This is a genomic window from Arthrobacter sp. UYCu723 (assembly GCF_054059215.1).
Genome location: NZ_JBSSBW010000001.1, coordinates 603,876 through 617,416, shown reverse-complemented (window position 1 = coordinate 617,416; position 13,541 = coordinate 603,876). Strand labels below are relative to the sequence as shown.

Below are 13,541 nucleotides of genomic sequence, written 5' to 3'. Positions count from 1 at the left end.
GTGTGTGATGCGCTCGCTTCTATCGGGCGGCCGACGGGACGGATTACGGTTGATTCTTCGGTCAGTGCTACGCCGACGAACCTACGAGCGGGCAGCGTCGTATTCTTGCGCGGCAGCCACCGGCCGCCTTGTTGCTTGCTTTCGACCTTCATTTCCAACGCCAGTCCACCATTTCCGGAACCAGTTCATTTTCAACGGATCCTCGTTTCCGTTGTCGATAAACTCATGCAGCGCAGGCAGTTCGCCCTGTTCCATGGCGTTTAGGGCTTCTTTGTAGGCGGGCCGGGCGCACTGACTCTTCATGCCGTCTACCCATATACCCCAAGTTTTCGTGGAGATGAAGCCGTTTCGTCGAAGATCTAGTTCATCCTCGCAGAGTTGAAGATAGGCCGAAACACGAGGCCTATCGCTGTCCACGAGGTCGTCGATGGAAGAAGCCGTCCAGGGATTACCCTCGAAACGATCCATCAGGTTCCAATAGCGCTGAACATAGAGGTTTTCGAAGTCTCTGTGCTTTGCGGCTCTGGCACCGATGAGCTGCAAGAAGGCCGCGCCCACTGCAATGACCGTTGCAACTTGGCCGACGACGTCTGCCCACTCCCATCCTGTGGTCATGACTGCATGTCCTCATAAACCAGCTCGCTCAGCATCTTGAGCAAGGCCTGCATCTTCGTCTTGTCGCCCAATGCTTGGATGCTGAGGTTGCGGTGGCTTTCCATCGAGTTGATGACGGCTGTGCTCACCGCACCATGGAGTTCTGGACTCGCATTGAAGTGGCTACGTGTGTTGTTCTTTGCCTGCTTCTGCAGCGTCTCGTTCTTCACCAGTTCCCGCCGCACGCCCTCGACAAAGTGCGCCACCGCGTCGAGTTCCTCGCCCTCGAACGGCAGGTTGGCCTGCTGGATGATCTCTTCCCACGTCGCCAGAACCGGGTCCTTCGCCTGCCCGGTTCCGACTTCGGTGGCGGGTTTCAGAAGCGCGTCCTCGTCCGAGAGCTGAAGCTGGGCCTGGCCCTTGTCCTTGAGCGCGTACTTCGCCAGCACCACTCCGGAGAGGTCCAGCGCCACCTTGGCGTCGTTCACGCGAAGAACCGGCAGGAGGTGCTTGAAGTAGATCGAGCGCTTCTCCAGATCCGTGTCAGCGAAGTCCACGATCTGCGAGAGGAAGTCGTAGGCGCGTACAAACGAGCCGAGGTCCTTCCGGAACAGGTCCAGCTCGTCCTGGGCGGCCTTGTCGCCCTCAGCCACAGCCCTGTTATACCGGGTGTTGAAGCGGGACTTCGCCGGTGCCACCCAGCCGGAGAGAGCGTTGTTGCCGGCCTCCAGAACGTAGGACTTCACCAGGCCGTCCACCTCGGACTCAAGGTATATCTGAGAGGCATCGAGCTTTGCCTGAAGATCGTGGACCACGTTCGGCTCGGAGACGCCTTCCAGTGCGGCCTCGCGGAAATACGGCTGGAAGGAAGCCAGAATCTCATCCGGATCGTTGACGAAATCCAACACGAACGTCTGGTCTTTGCCCACGGCTGTGCGGTTCAATCGGGAGAGCGTCTGCACGGCGGAAACGCCGGAGAGTTTCTTGTCGACGTACATCGCGACGAGCAGCGGCTGATCGAAGCCGGTCTGGAACTTGTTGGCCACCAGCATGATCTTGTACTCGTCGGTGGAGAACGCCTCGGGCAGCGTCCGGCCTTTCAACCCGGGGTTCATGTTGATCTCGGTGAAGGCGCCGGGACCGGATTCGCCGTCGTTCACTTCGCCTGAGAACGCGACCATGGTGCCCAGGCCGGAGTAGCCGGCGTCGTGAATGTACTTGTCGATGGCCAGCTTGTACCGCACGGCTTCCTTGCGGGAGCCGGTGACCACCATGGCCTTGGCCTTGCCGTCGAGGCGCCAGGCGACGTTGGCACGGAAGTGCTCCACGATCACTTGGACCTTCTGGCTGATGTTGTACGGGTGCAGCTTCACCCAGTTCATCAGGGACTTCAGCGCCTCGGACTTCTCCACCTGAGTGTCGTCCGAGTCGTAGTCCCGGCCCTCGTGGGTCAGTCGGTAGGCCACCTTGTAGCTGGTGTAGTTCTGCAGCACGTCCAGGATGAAGCGTTCCTCGATGGCCTGCTGCATGGAGTACAGGTGGAACGGCTGCGGCAGCCCGTCCGGACCCTTCCGGCCGAACAGCTCCAGGGTCTTGGCCTTGGGCGTGGCGGTGAAGGCGAAGTAGCTGATGTTCCTGGCATCGGCCCGCTCGGCCATCTCGGCGGCCAGATAGCTCTCGACGTCGAACTCACCGCCGTCGTTGACGTCCGCCAGCTCCTCCGCGGAGAGCACCTTCTTCAGCTTGTTCGCGGTGGACCCGGTCTGTGAGGAGTGCGCCTCGTCCGCGATGATGGCGAAGTTCCGGCCCTTCAGCGCCTGGGACTCGGCGATGGCCTTCAAAGCGAACGGGAAGGTCTGGATCGTGACGATGATGATCGGCGTCCGGGCCACCAGTGCTGCGCTGAGTTCGGCGGACTTGGAGCCCGCATTGCCGCGGATGGGAACGACGACGCCGGACTTGTGTTCAATCTGGTAGATCGCGTCCTGCAACTGCGCATCCAGCACGGTCCGGTCGGTCACGACGATGACGGAGTCGAAGATCTTCTCGTTGCCGGCGCCGTGCAGGGAGCTGAGCTGGTGCGCGGTCCAGGCGATGGAGTTCGTCTTGCCGGACCCGGCGGAGTGCTGGACCAGGTAGCGGTGGCCGGGGCCTTCGGTGCGGGCGGTCTCGATGAGCTGGTTGACCACGTCCCACTGGTGGTAGCGCGGGAACAGCAGGGACTTACGGACCTCCCGCTCGCCGGTAACAGGGTTGGTCTTGTCGCTTACCTGCAGGTGCAGGAACTTGCCAATGATGTTCAGCCAGGAGTCGCGCTGCAGGACCTGTTCCCAGAGGTAGCTGGTGGCCGATCCCTTGGGGTTGACCGGGTTGCCGGCGTGCCCGTCGTTGCCGAGGTTGAAGGGCAGGAAGTAGGTGTTCATGCCCTTGAGCTCGGTGGTCATCTGGATTTCGTCGTTGCTGACGGCGAAGTGCACCAAGGCGCGGCGGCCGAAGGACAGCAGCGGCTCGTCCTTGTTCTTGCCATTCTTGGGCAGCCGGTCCTTGCGGTACTGCTCGACGGCGTCATTGATGTTCTGCGTGAAGTCCGTCTTGAGCTCGATGGTCGCGACCGGAAGGCCGTTCACGAAGAGGACCAGGTCGATGCTCTTCAACGTGTCGACCGTGGAGTAGTGGACCTGCCGGATCACCCGCAGGCGGACTTTGCCGTAACGCTCCAGCGTCTCTGGGTTCAGGCCCATGGCCGGCCTGAACTGACACATCTCGAACTTGGCCGCGACGTCCTTGAACCCGGTGCGCAGGACCGAGAGCGTGCCCGCTTCCTTGGCCACCGGCTTGTCCAGGACCTTGCACAGCCGGTCCAGCAGGAGCCGCCTAGCGACCTCATGCTCGGCAGGGGAATCCGTTGGCTTCACGACCTTCGCCAGTTCCTCCGGCTGGGTATCCGCCAGCCACGCGAAGACGTCCTCCGGGACGAGTGCGCGGGTGGCGTCGTAGAGCTCACCGGCTTTGCGGTGAGGTTCATAGATCCAGCCCTGCGCCGCGAGGCCCTGGCAGATCTCATCCTCGAAGGTCACTTCATTGTGTTGCGCCATATTGTTCCCCCTAGAAACTGTCGAAGAAGTCCTGGTCCAGCTTCTTCACGACCACCGTGCGGTCGACCTGGACGCCGACGCCGTACTCGAACATGAGCGACGCCAACCGCTGGCCGTCAATGAGAATCAGCGTGTAATGCGCGGTATCTCTGGCGACGGCTCGCGCTCCAGTGGTGAACGTCGAAGTTGTGATGAAAATGCCCTTCGTGGCGCGAAACTGGCCCAACGCGCCGCTGAACGCCTGCACCTCGGGTGCGCCTACGTTATTGCCTTCCGAATAGCGTTTGGCCTGGAGGTAAACACGGTCGAACCCTAGGGCGTCCTGCCAGACAATCCCGTCAATGCCCTTGTCGCCGGAACGCTGCGTTGGCTTGAGGTTGTCTTCGCGGTCCGTTCCGTATCCCAAGGCCCTCACTACAAAGGGAATCAGATGTTCGAAGGCGTCGGGCTTGAGTTCAAGAAGGTTCCGGTAGATTTCGTCGATCACGACTTGATTGAGCTGATTTGCTGACTGTTCGAGAGCCTCCGACGGATCTGAATCTGCGACAGTGGCCGCCGCGGGCGGCATCAGCGGCAGATTTGCCGTCTGCGAAGCTTTGGGCTGGCTCGATCTCGCCTGATATTCGCGGTAGGACTCATACTCCATCAGCGTCCGATAGGTGATGGCGGCACCGTCTGCAGCGCGACGAAGTCCCTCATCGCTGATCCGGTATTGGCCCCGGGCCTCGCGGACGAGCAATCCAGCCTTCATGGAGTCAAATACGGCCCAATTGATCCTGTTGGCCCAGCGGGCCTCACCCGAAGACATAATCTCGCCCATGTCCTCTTCCGACAGCTGAGTCCGGTCCGCAACAGCGGTCCGGATCTCAGCATTCCGTCGGATCTGACCGTCCGTCATTTCTCGAAGAACGGGGTCAACGAATCCATGCCACTGAGGCAACGTCATGGCTTTGAAGCTCCTTCTCGAACATCAATCTTTCCTGTCACGGCAGCGGAGATGAGGGCTGAGCGACGTTCCTTCAGCGTTGAAACAACCGCATGAGCTTTGTCCGTGAGGTCATCGAGCTGGCGAGTCTTCAGCCCGAGATGATCCACAATGCGGCGTTGCTCGCCCATCGGCGGGACCCCAAATCTGTAGTTCTTGACCGTCGTCGAGTTTGTTGACGCCAGATTGGTTGACTGTTTCCCAGTTATATGGAAATAAGTGCGCGCGGGATCAGCGTCCAGGGCTAGAACTAGGAACTCGTTTAGCAGTTGATCGCACGTTCGAACGGCAAAGATGTGGTTTTGGTGCACGCATGGAGTTATCGGCGCATCCCAAATGCAGCCGCGGGCTAACTTGTCTCGGTCCCCACCTTCTGTCATGAGCACGTCACCAGCCCGCAGCATGGACGTCGCGGCCACTTCTTTGGGCAAGTCGATTTCCTTGACTTCACTGAGGTCGACGTATCCGATTTGAACGTTTGCCACCCGCAGATACGGGTACGTCTCAGTCTCAACCTCCGAGAAATCTCTGCCGAGTGTGACGCCGGTCTGCATCCGAATCAGATTCTTCAGCGGCTGAACTGTCCAGTGCTCCGGAATGGGGCCCTGCCAAGGAACACCGGAGGGTTTGGTGGGGGCGGTGGGGTCGAGGCCTTTGGTGACGGCGTGGGTGATGATGGCCTGGCGCTTCTCGGCTAGTAGCTCGATAAGCCGCTCCTGCCTGCTGATCAGCTCATCGATCTGGGAGGTTTCGTGGTCGAGGAAATCGGCAATCGCGCGCTGCTTTTGGAAATCGAGAGTCGGCACGGTGTACTGCCCCAGAGATCCCACATCAATACGAGAAAAGCCCGAGACGTCCGGATCCGATGCGCCGAGCCCTCCCATCGTGGATTTCATAAAGTTGGACAGTTCCTCTGAGCGCAGCAAGAAGTCGAGGAATTTGGGATGCGAATTTCGGTTTGCGCGGAGTACGAGGTAGTCCGGACTAACAATGCCGCGTTCGTTGCTGATCCCGAGAGATCCCCTGTAGGCATTGAAACGGTTGAGTACTACGTCGCCAGCTTCACAGATCTTGTACTTGTCAAAGCTGTCCGCCCGCGGCGGCTTGTCGCTGATGAGCTCACGACGTACCACGCCGAGTGTCTGAGAAACTGACAGCAGAGGTGGCACAGGCGTGTCACTGAGCCGGTTGTCTACTTCGCGCCATAGGTGGCGAAGTTGGGTTCTCAACGTTCCACCTCAGCCAGCAACGTCGTGATCTCGGAGATGAGCTTGTTCAGGTCGGCGTCGATCTCGTCCAGCGACCTGGGCGCAAAGTATTTGTAGAAGTGCCGGGTGAAGGGGATTTCGTAGCCGACCTTGGTCTTGGTTTCGTCGATCCAGGCGTCGGGGACGTGGGGGAGGACTTCGCGTTCGAAGTACGCCGTGATGTCCTCGCCCAGCGGGACGTTTTCTGTGTCGCGGAGGTCAGTGTCTGCCTCGGGTGTTCCCTTGGGACCCTTGCAGACGTCGGCGGTCTCGTCGCGTTCGGAGAGCCCGACCAGAACAGCTTTCAGCACCGGGGCGCCGAGTTTTAGGCCTGCGCTGGCGAGGGCAGGCTTGAGGAGCTTGAGGAAGGCCTCGCGGTTCTTCCAGAGTTTCGTTTCGCCTTCGCCGAGCCGAGTAAGCGTCTTCTCGAGAAGCTGCCGGTCGTCGTCGGACAGCTTCTCAATCGGCTTCTGCGCAAGGACAGCGTCGATCCGCTCCGGCGTGCAGGCGAAGTTGAGCTTGAGCGGCCGTTCAACGGTGATGGTGGAGTAGCCGAAGTCCTGGTTGTTGAAGATCTTGGAGGTCTCGCCGTCGTCCTCGAACGTGCCGTAGAGCTGGACGATTTGGGCGATGTCCTTGGGGCCGAGCTCCTTGCGTTTGGAGCCGAGGCTCTTGCGCATCTTTTGGAAGAAGTCGACGCCGTTGATGAGCTGGATCTTGCCGGCGCGCTCCGGATGTTTTTGCTTCTTGCTGTTGGCGAGGATCCAGATGTAAGTGGCGATGCCGGTGTTGTAGAACATGTCGGTGGGCAGCGCAATGATGGCTTCCACGAGGTCGTTCTCAATGACGTATTTGCGGATCTCGGACTCGCCGGAGCCGGCGCCGCCGGTGAACAGCGGCGAGCCGTTGAGGACGATGCCGATGCGGGACCCGCCGTCGTGCGCGGGGCGCATCTTGCGGATCAGGTGCAGCAGGAACAGCAGGGAGCCGTCGCTGACGCGGGGGAGGCCGGGGCCGAAGCGGCCCTCGAAGCCGTATTGCTCGTGCTCTTTCTGGATCTGCGGCTGGATCTTCTTCCATTCGACGCCGAAGGGCGGGTTGGAGAGCATGAAGTCGAACTGCTGGCCGATGTTCTGGTCGTTGGCGAGGGTGTCGCCGACCGAGATTTTGGAGATGTCCTGGCCCTTGATCAGCAGGTCCGACTTGCAGATGGCGTAGGACTCGTCGTTGATTTCCTGGCCGTAGGCGACGAGAGACGCGCTGGGGTTCAGGGAATGGAGGTGTTCCTGGGCGACGGTGAGCATACCGCCGGTTCCGGCGGTGGGGTCGTAGATGCTGCGGACGATGCCCTCCTTGGTGAGGACGTCGTCGTCGTAGTTCAGCAGGAGCTGGACCATCAGCTGGATAACCTCGCGGGGGGTGAAGTGTTCACCGGCGGTCTCGTTGGAGGCTTCGGCGAAGCGGCGGATGAGTTCCTCGAACATGAGGCCCATCTCGATGTTGCTGATGATTTCCGGGTGGAGGTCGATCGCGGCGAAGTCTTTGGTGACGTGATAGAGCAGGTCGGCGCCGTCCAGCTTTTCGAGGGTTTTGTAGAACTCAAAGCGCTCAAAAATGTCCCGGGTGTTTTCCGAGAAGCCCTGGACGTAGCTGAGGATGTTGGCCTTGATGTTGGTGGGGTCATCCAGGAGCTTGGCGAAGCTGAACTTTGAGGTGTTGAAGAAGCTGTGGCCGGAGGCCTTCTGCAGGAAGGTGTCCAGCGGGATGTTCAGGTCCTTCTTGGCCTCTGCCTCGGCGAGGACGGCGTCCTTGGTCTTTTCCAGGACGCAGTCCAGACGGCGCAGGATGGTGAAGGGCAGAACCACCGAGCCGTACTGCGCTGGTTTGTAGGTGCCCCGCAGAATGTTCGCGATGCTCCACACCAGGTTGGCGTTGTTGTTGCCGGCCACTGCTCCTACTTCCCTTGCTGCGGGCAGTGGGGTTCGCTGTGTTTGGCCGATCGCGCTTGGCCGATCGCGGCGCCCCCATTGCCGTGCAGCGTTCTATCGATCACGCACGTACCTGCCTATGCATTGTATGGGGGAGGTGGGACGTTGGCTGGTCATGTTCGGCCGCGTGGTCGCACTTGGAGCTGTGCCCGTTATGTAAAGATGTGCGTATGACTGACAACGACCGCGAACTTGCTGTCTACATCGACGGCACAGATGCCCTGGTAGCTGGAGACCCCTTGGCCATCGCCGAGCTTTTTCAAAAGCTTGAGGTTAAGCCGGAGGCCACATCGAAAATCGGGGCGGGCGTGGCGGATCTTCTCGCCGGTCTATGTGGGATTGCGGCAGCTTGGGCTTCCTCGGGTATCAGTGGAAATTCCTTCCACATGACGCCAGAGTCCTACGCAAGATATGTGCAACTCGCTGGATCTACCAAGGAAAAACTCGGCATTGTCAGCGGTGTGCTACGACAGTCCGATGGCACGATCGATACCGTGATCGAGCTGGTGAAATCTTCGCCAGGCAATCCTGCAGCGGCCGCGAACGTGCAACTCATGGCCGCAACTTTGGCGATTCGGGTGGCGCTCAAAGACCTCGATGCACTCGTTCAGGCTGTCGACGCAAAGCTGGACACAATCGTCCGGGATAACCGTGATGAGGCACTCGGCAACGTACAGGGCACAACCCACGTCCTGGATAAGGCGTTTGGGTATTTCGAAGAGACCGGCCAGCTTAACGACGCCCTTTGGGACCAAGTGTCGGGACAGGCGGCGTCGCTTGCTCAGGCACACGCCGTCGCCCTAAACCACCTCAACACCATCGCCGACGGGCTCGCCGTCAAGAATCTAAGCAGGCGGGTGAGCAGCGCCGAGGCGGCCGCCAAAGGCGAACTGAAGCACTGGCTGGTCATCGCGGCAGTGGCTCTCACGAACATGGTTCGAATGGACTCGTTGGAGGCTGTCCGCAGCGCACATGACGGACCGGATTCCGTGGCTCATTCCCGACACATCGCTAAGTCGCGGGAGCGGCGAATGGCAAGCACCACGGCCTCACTTCAGAATCTGTCCAACGCCATATCGGAGGCAGTAGAGGTCGATACGTTCACCCGCGTTACGAATCCCATGGAGATGGCCAGGCTTTACACCGCCGCCGAAGAACTGCAGCGGTTGCTGCGAATCTTCAGTTCGGTCTTTGGCATGTCCGATACCTCGTCTATTAAGCGCACCCAGTGGCACGAATCGGTGATACGCCTCGGTCAAAAAGCTGGCGGGGCGGTGGCTGGCGCCGCAGCTGCTGTTGCCGAAGGAGTGGCCTCAGTTCCAAAAGCGATCGGCGGAACTGTCGAAGACACCATCCTGCATGTAGCTCAAGGGATCGAGGAGCGTCGGCGGGTACCTGCAGAAACCACAGATACGGAAATTGAATCTGAGACCGGAGATGCGGCAATCACTCGATAGCCACGTCGTTCGTCTTGAGGTGTCGTGGCCGCGGTACCGGCGGGGCGCCTCCGGGCACGAGGAAACGGACAAATGGACCTCGCGGCCGCGTCCAGGAGGTCCTCGGTGATCTGGCCGCCTGACTGGCCGGCGCCCACCACCAGCACGGCGGCGTCGGGCAGCTGTTGCGGGTTGCGGTAGTCGTGGCTGTGGAGCTGCTGCACATGCCCCGGGAGACCGGCGGACGCGGCAGGGATGCGCGGGCGCTGGAAGGCACCGTTCGCCAGGACCACGTTCTCGGCCGTGAAGCGCCCGCCGGCGGTATCCAAGCTGAAGCGGCCGCCCGCCCTGGCGATTCGGGTGGCCTCGGTGCCCAGCAGTACGGGCGCGGCGATCCGCCGCGGTGTCGGGGGCCTGCTTCGGGTATTGCAGATAAGGCCTCGCACCAAGGCGGTGCGGAACAGGTCGACGCTAACGCCGAAGGTCCGGTTACCCACAAGTGCGGGACAATGGAAGTCCCGACCACGGAAGCGGGCCACCTTGATTTGTCTGCAGCACAATGCCGACAGCTCCATCCCGGCTGACTCCATGGGACTGAGCGGCGCCGGCGGCGCCGGGCCTCTCGATCCGCTGCTCTATCCGTGGGACCCGCCCGTGGCCTCGGGTGTCATGGACGGCAACGAATTCCGGCCCCTTGAGCTTTCAGCCGGACTGGATGAAGCCCTCGCGCAAGCCGGCGCGGCACCGCTGGACGCCCGTTCCCTGGTGGTGTCCATCGGCTCGAATTCCAGCGCCGACGTGATGCGGCGGAAATTCGCCAGCTACCACCAGCCTGTCAGCACGGTCCTGCCGCTGGTCCGGGGGCAGCTTCACAACATCGCCGTTGGCCACTCCGCCCACGTGAGCAAGGCCGGCTACATTGCCGCCGCCCCGTATCCGCGGATGGGGGAGTGCACAGCGGTCTGGCTTTCGTGGCTGGACGATGTCCAGCTGATGGCCCTCGACGAAACGGAGCCCAACTACCGGAGGATCCAGCTCGACGGCGAAACCTTCCCGCTCATGGTGGACCACGGGGAACATCCGGAGGAGTTTTCGCTGTTCACCTCGCGCTGGGGCGTGCTGACCGACGGCGACGGCGGGAAGCTTCCCTTCCTCGACCAGCCTGCCCTCTTCGGGCTCCTCGGCGGCAGCGGCACCGGGGACCTCCTGGAGGAGGGGAAGGCCGTGTTCGACGGTCCGCCGGAGCTTGTTGCCGGGCAACTCGCGATGCTCTCGGTCCAGGCATGGGCCAGGGAATGGTTCAGCTCGGCCGGCCTCGTCGCGCCGGTGGACTTCGACGGTCCTTGCGCGGGGTAGCCACCCCTCTTGAACGTCGCCTTCACCGGGCGGCGATGTGCTCGGCCACGTACCGGGAGTCCTCGCCCACCAGCGCCAGCGTGGCCGAGGCGTGTCTGGTTAGCCACGGCAGCCCCACGGCGTACAGCCCGGCAACCTCGGTGACGCCGCGGGAGTGCCGGGGGTAGTCCCACTCGTCCAGCACCGGGATGTCCAGGAAGCTGAAGTCCAGGCCGTAACCGGTCGCCCAGATGACGGACGTGACATTCTCCGCCTCCAGGTTCAGCCGCGCGCCGGACTCCCCGGGAAGCCAGCGATCGTCCCGGGGCGGTTCGGCGGCCGGTGCGTCGATGCCCGCCGCCTCGATGTAGGCGTCCGCCATCGGCTTCAGGCGCTGGCCGAACCCGGCCTCCACCATCGCCAGGCGTCCGGGGACGTCGTCGCTGAAGACGAGGACGCCGTCGTCTGTTCCCTCAAAGCGGCCGTGAAGCCGCACGCCGCGGCGGCCCAGTTCCCGCAGGTGGATGCTGTGGCCGCCGTCGTTGCCGGAGACCAGCGGGTTGCACATGAAGCGGGCGGCGGGGGAGGGGAGCTGCTCCACTTGGAGTCCGTTGATGCCGTACGCGGGCCCGTCCAGGTTGATCTGCAGGATCCAGTAGAAGGTGTCCTGGCCGCGGTACCTGCGCGGCGCCTCCGAGCATGCGGAAACGGACAAATGAACCTCGCGGCCGGCGGCCAGCAGGTCCTCAGTGATCTGGCCGCCGGACTGCCCGGTGCCCACCACCAGCACGGCACCGTCGGGCAGCTGCTGCGGGTTGTGGTAGTCGTGGCTGTGGAACTGGTGCACATGCCCGGGGAGGCCGGCGGATGCGACAGGGATGCGCGGGCGCTGGAAGGCGCCGTTCGCCAGGACCACGTTCTCTGCCGTGAAGCGCCCGTCGGTAGTCTCCACGCTGAAGCGGCCGCCCTCCCTGGCGATCCGGGTAACCTCCGTGCCCAGCTGCACCGGTGCCGCGATCCGCTGCGCATAGTCGCGGAACAGGTCAATGACGGCGTCGCGGGGGAGGAACGCATCCGGCTCGGGACCGTCGTACGTCAGCCCCGGCAGCATGAACGAGAAGTTGGGCGTGTTCAGGTAGAACGAGTCCCACCGGTCCTGCCACGCCCCACCAAGCGTTTCGCGCCGTTCCAGCAACTGATGTTCGACGCCGGCCCGGCCTAGCCAGTAGCTCGTGGCCAGGCCAGCCTGCCCGGCCCCGATCACCAGGGTGTTGACCATTTGTGCAGGCTGATGTCGGGCGGTTGCTTCCGGGGACGGCATGGCTACCTCCTGGCGGCCTGGGCCTTTGGCGCCTTCGGCGGCAGGCTTGCGACGTTGTCAAATGCCTCGGTCTCCATGGTTCCTCTCCCGTAGCTAAGGGGCAGGGCTGGATTTGTCGGCAGGATATGCCCGCAGCGTCGCCGCGTACAGCAGTTTCCCGCAGAGCCTTCCCTACACCTCCAGCCGGAACACCCAGAGAAGTACGTCCTCGCCGGGCACGTACCAGTCGCGGGCCGGAACCCTCCGGAAGCCCAGGGATTCGTAGAGACCATGTGCCCGTTCCATAAACGTTGCACTCGTGATGCTGATCGCCCTGATAACCGACAGCGACTGGGCGTGTTCGATGACCTGACGAACAACGGCGCGCCCAACCCCGCCGCCTTGAATAGCAGGATCAACCGCGAGCATCCGAAACTCGAGCTCATTCTCAATCGCGATCTCGCTGTACGGCTGCCCCGCGAAGGTTAGCGTCACTGCCGCGACCACCGCGCCGGAGGCTTCGGCCACCCACACCTCAGCATGCTCCGCCCGGTGTTCCACGTTGTCCAACACACTCATATACGGGTGGTCGGCAGTGAAATGCCCAGCGCGGAGGTACGCCTCCCGGGTAATTGTCCGGACCTCTGCATAATCGGCCGGCCTTGCTGGCCTGAAAACCAAATTCACTGCCCAGCAACCTCGGCTCCAGCTACCCGGGCAACGTACTCCTCCAACCGAGCCAGCGCCGGCTGGGAAGAGGGATCGCCCACCGCATCCGCTCCCACGGCGTTAGCCACGGCCAGCGCTGTGGAGTAGTCGAGCCCCGCCCGGAGTGCCAGAACCAGAGCCGCGCAGAAGGCATCACCGGCACCGATGGTGTTTGCCACCGTCACAGTCGAGGCCGGAGCCTCGGCCACCCGCCGCCCGTGCTCGAACATCGCCGCCCCGTCCTTGCCGTATGTCACGGCGACAAGCTTCGCTTCCGCCAGCGCCGGAATCAGCTGGTACTCGGTCTCATTGACGATCACCAGGTCGCAGCGCTCCAGCAGCTCCGCCGGCAGGTCCATGGCCGGGGCCGCGTTCAGGACGAAGAAACCGGCGGAACGACGGGCGGCTTCCAGCACCACGGGCAGGCCCACTTCGAGCTGGCACAGCACCGTCTCGTCCGGCCCGAACTGCAGGCCCTCCACCGAGAACCTGGAGTTGGCCCCCGGGCAGACCACGATCTGGTTTTCACCATCCCGGTCCACCACGATCAGCGCCGTGCCCGTCGCGTCGCCGTCGAGCACGGCGACCGCGGAAGAGTCCACACCGGCGCCTGCCAGGGCGTCCAGCATCAGCCGGCCGGAGGCGTCATCGCCCACCGCCCCGACGATCCTCGCGCTGGCGCCCAGGCGGGCAGCGGCCACGGCCTGGTTGGCTCCCTTGCCGCCGGGCTGCTGCTGCAGACTGCCGCCGCCGATGGTCTCCCCGGCAGCCGGGAGCCTGTCCGCGGTGGCGATGATGTCGAGGTTGATGCTGCCGACGACGGTGACGGCAGGAAGTCGATTGCTCATGGGAA

The 13,541-nt window shown here is 62.6% G+C and carries 11 protein-coding genes; 2 read left to right on the top strand and 9 right to left on the bottom strand.

Going from position 1 to position 13,541, the window contains the following annotated elements; genetic code table 11:
- Positions 1-81: 81 nt before the first annotated feature.
- The 5 genes from ACVWZ8_RS02730 to ACVWZ8_RS02710 all read right to left on the bottom strand — a co-directional run bounded on the left by ACVWZ8_RS02730 (position 82) and on the right by ACVWZ8_RS02710 (position 7,870).
- Complete coding sequence (locus ACVWZ8_RS02730) at positions 82-615, bottom strand: hypothetical protein (RefSeq protein ID WP_456503708.1); 534 nt, start codon at positions 613-615, stop codon at positions 82-84.
- The gene (locus tag ACVWZ8_RS02725) at positions 612-3,689 is read right to left on the bottom strand and encodes a type I restriction endonuclease subunit R (protein ID WP_456503707.1); all 3,078 of its coding nucleotides are present in this window, start codon (positions 3,687-3,689) and stop codon (positions 612-614) included. Before ACVWZ8_RS02725 ends, ACVWZ8_RS02730 begins: the two co-directional genes overlap by 4 nt.
- A 10-nt stretch (positions 3,690-3,699) precedes the next feature.
- Positions 3,700-4,635, bottom strand: coding sequence for a restriction endonuclease (locus ACVWZ8_RS02720; RefSeq protein ID WP_456503706.1), 936 nt, complete (start codon positions 4,633-4,635; stop codon positions 3,700-3,702).
- On the bottom strand, positions 4,632-5,807 hold the full coding sequence (locus ACVWZ8_RS02715; RefSeq protein ID WP_456503705.1) for a restriction endonuclease subunit S: 1,176 nt from the start codon (positions 5,805-5,807) through the stop codon (positions 4,632-4,634). The genes ACVWZ8_RS02720 and ACVWZ8_RS02715 overlap by 4 nt, the downstream gene beginning before the upstream one ends.
- A 92-nt stretch (positions 5,808-5,899) precedes the next feature.
- Positions 5,900-7,870 (bottom strand): type I restriction-modification system subunit M, encoded by a 1,971-nt coding sequence (locus ACVWZ8_RS02710; RefSeq protein ID WP_456503704.1) that lies wholly within the window; start codon positions 7,868-7,870, stop codon positions 5,900-5,902.
- A 209-nt stretch (positions 7,871-8,079) separates the two neighbouring features.
- Here ACVWZ8_RS02710 and ACVWZ8_RS02705 point away from each other — a divergent pair, with 209 nt between their 5' ends.
- On the top strand, positions 8,080-9,366 hold the full coding sequence (locus tag ACVWZ8_RS02705; RefSeq protein WP_456503703.1) for a hypothetical protein: 1,287 nt from the start codon (positions 8,080-8,082) through the stop codon (positions 9,364-9,366).
- Here ACVWZ8_RS02705 and ACVWZ8_RS02700 read toward each other — a convergent pair.
- Positions 9,276-9,920, bottom strand: coding sequence for an NAD(P)-binding domain-containing protein (locus ACVWZ8_RS02700; protein ID WP_456503702.1), 645 nt, complete (start codon positions 9,918-9,920; stop codon positions 9,276-9,278). The two genes, ACVWZ8_RS02705 and ACVWZ8_RS02700, sit on opposite strands and share 91 nt — an antisense overlap.
- 13 nt (positions 9,921-9,933) lie before the next feature.
- On the opposite strand from ACVWZ8_RS02700, the gene ACVWZ8_RS02695 reads away from it, so the two are divergent.
- The gene (locus ACVWZ8_RS02695) at positions 9,934-10,701 is read left to right on the top strand and encodes a hypothetical protein (RefSeq protein ID WP_456503701.1); all 768 of its coding nucleotides are present in this window, start codon (positions 9,934-9,936) and stop codon (positions 10,699-10,701) included.
- Between the two features lie 22 nt (positions 10,702-10,723).
- On the opposite strand, the gene ACVWZ8_RS02690 is transcribed toward ACVWZ8_RS02695, so the two are convergent.
- From ACVWZ8_RS02690 to ACVWZ8_RS02680, 3 genes are all read right to left on the bottom strand, one after another.
- On the bottom strand, positions 10,724-11,959 hold the full coding sequence (locus ACVWZ8_RS02690; protein ID WP_456503700.1) for a flavin-containing monooxygenase: 1,236 nt from the start codon (positions 11,957-11,959) through the stop codon (positions 10,724-10,726).
- A gap of 213 nt (positions 11,960-12,172) precedes the next feature.
- Positions 12,173-12,667, bottom strand: a complete 495-nt coding sequence (locus ACVWZ8_RS02685) for a GNAT family N-acetyltransferase (protein ID WP_426976370.1) — start codon at positions 12,665-12,667, stop codon at positions 12,173-12,175.
- Positions 12,664-13,536, bottom strand: a complete 873-nt coding sequence (locus ACVWZ8_RS02680; protein WP_426976371.1) for a ribokinase — start codon at positions 13,534-13,536, stop codon at positions 12,664-12,666. Before ACVWZ8_RS02680 ends, ACVWZ8_RS02685 begins: the two co-directional genes overlap by 4 nt.
- Positions 13,537-13,541: the final 5 nt, after the last annotated feature.

Excerpts from the sequence above, each read along its gene's own strand:
- ACVWZ8_RS02730 (WP_456503708.1), bottom strand. The coding sequence starts at position 615 with ATGACCACAGGATGGGAGTGGGCAGACGTCGTCGGCCAAGTTGCAACG.
- ACVWZ8_RS02725 (WP_456503707.1), bottom strand. The coding sequence starts at position 3,689 with ATGGCGCAACACAATGAAGTGACCTTCGAGGATGAGATCTGCCAGGGC.
- ACVWZ8_RS02720 (WP_456503706.1), bottom strand. The coding sequence starts at position 4,635 with ATGACGTTGCCTCAGTGGCATGGATTCGTTGACCCCGTTCTTCGAGAA.
- ACVWZ8_RS02705 (WP_456503703.1), top strand. The coding sequence starts at position 8,080 with ATGACTGACAACGACCGCGAACTTGCTGTCTACATCGACGGCACAGAT.
- ACVWZ8_RS02700 (WP_456503702.1), bottom strand. The coding sequence starts at position 9,920 with ATGGAGCTGTCGGCATTGTGCTGCAGACAAATCAAGGTGGCCCGCTTC.
- ACVWZ8_RS02695 (WP_456503701.1), top strand. The coding sequence starts at position 9,934 with ATGGGACTGAGCGGCGCCGGCGGCGCCGGGCCTCTCGATCCGCTGCTC.
- ACVWZ8_RS02690 (WP_456503700.1), bottom strand. The coding sequence starts at position 11,959 with ATGGTCAACACCCTGGTGATCGGGGCCGGGCAGGCTGGCCTGGCCACG.
- ACVWZ8_RS02680 (WP_426976371.1), bottom strand. The coding sequence starts at position 13,536 with ATGAGCAATCGACTTCCTGCCGTCACCGTCGTCGGCAGCATCAACCTC.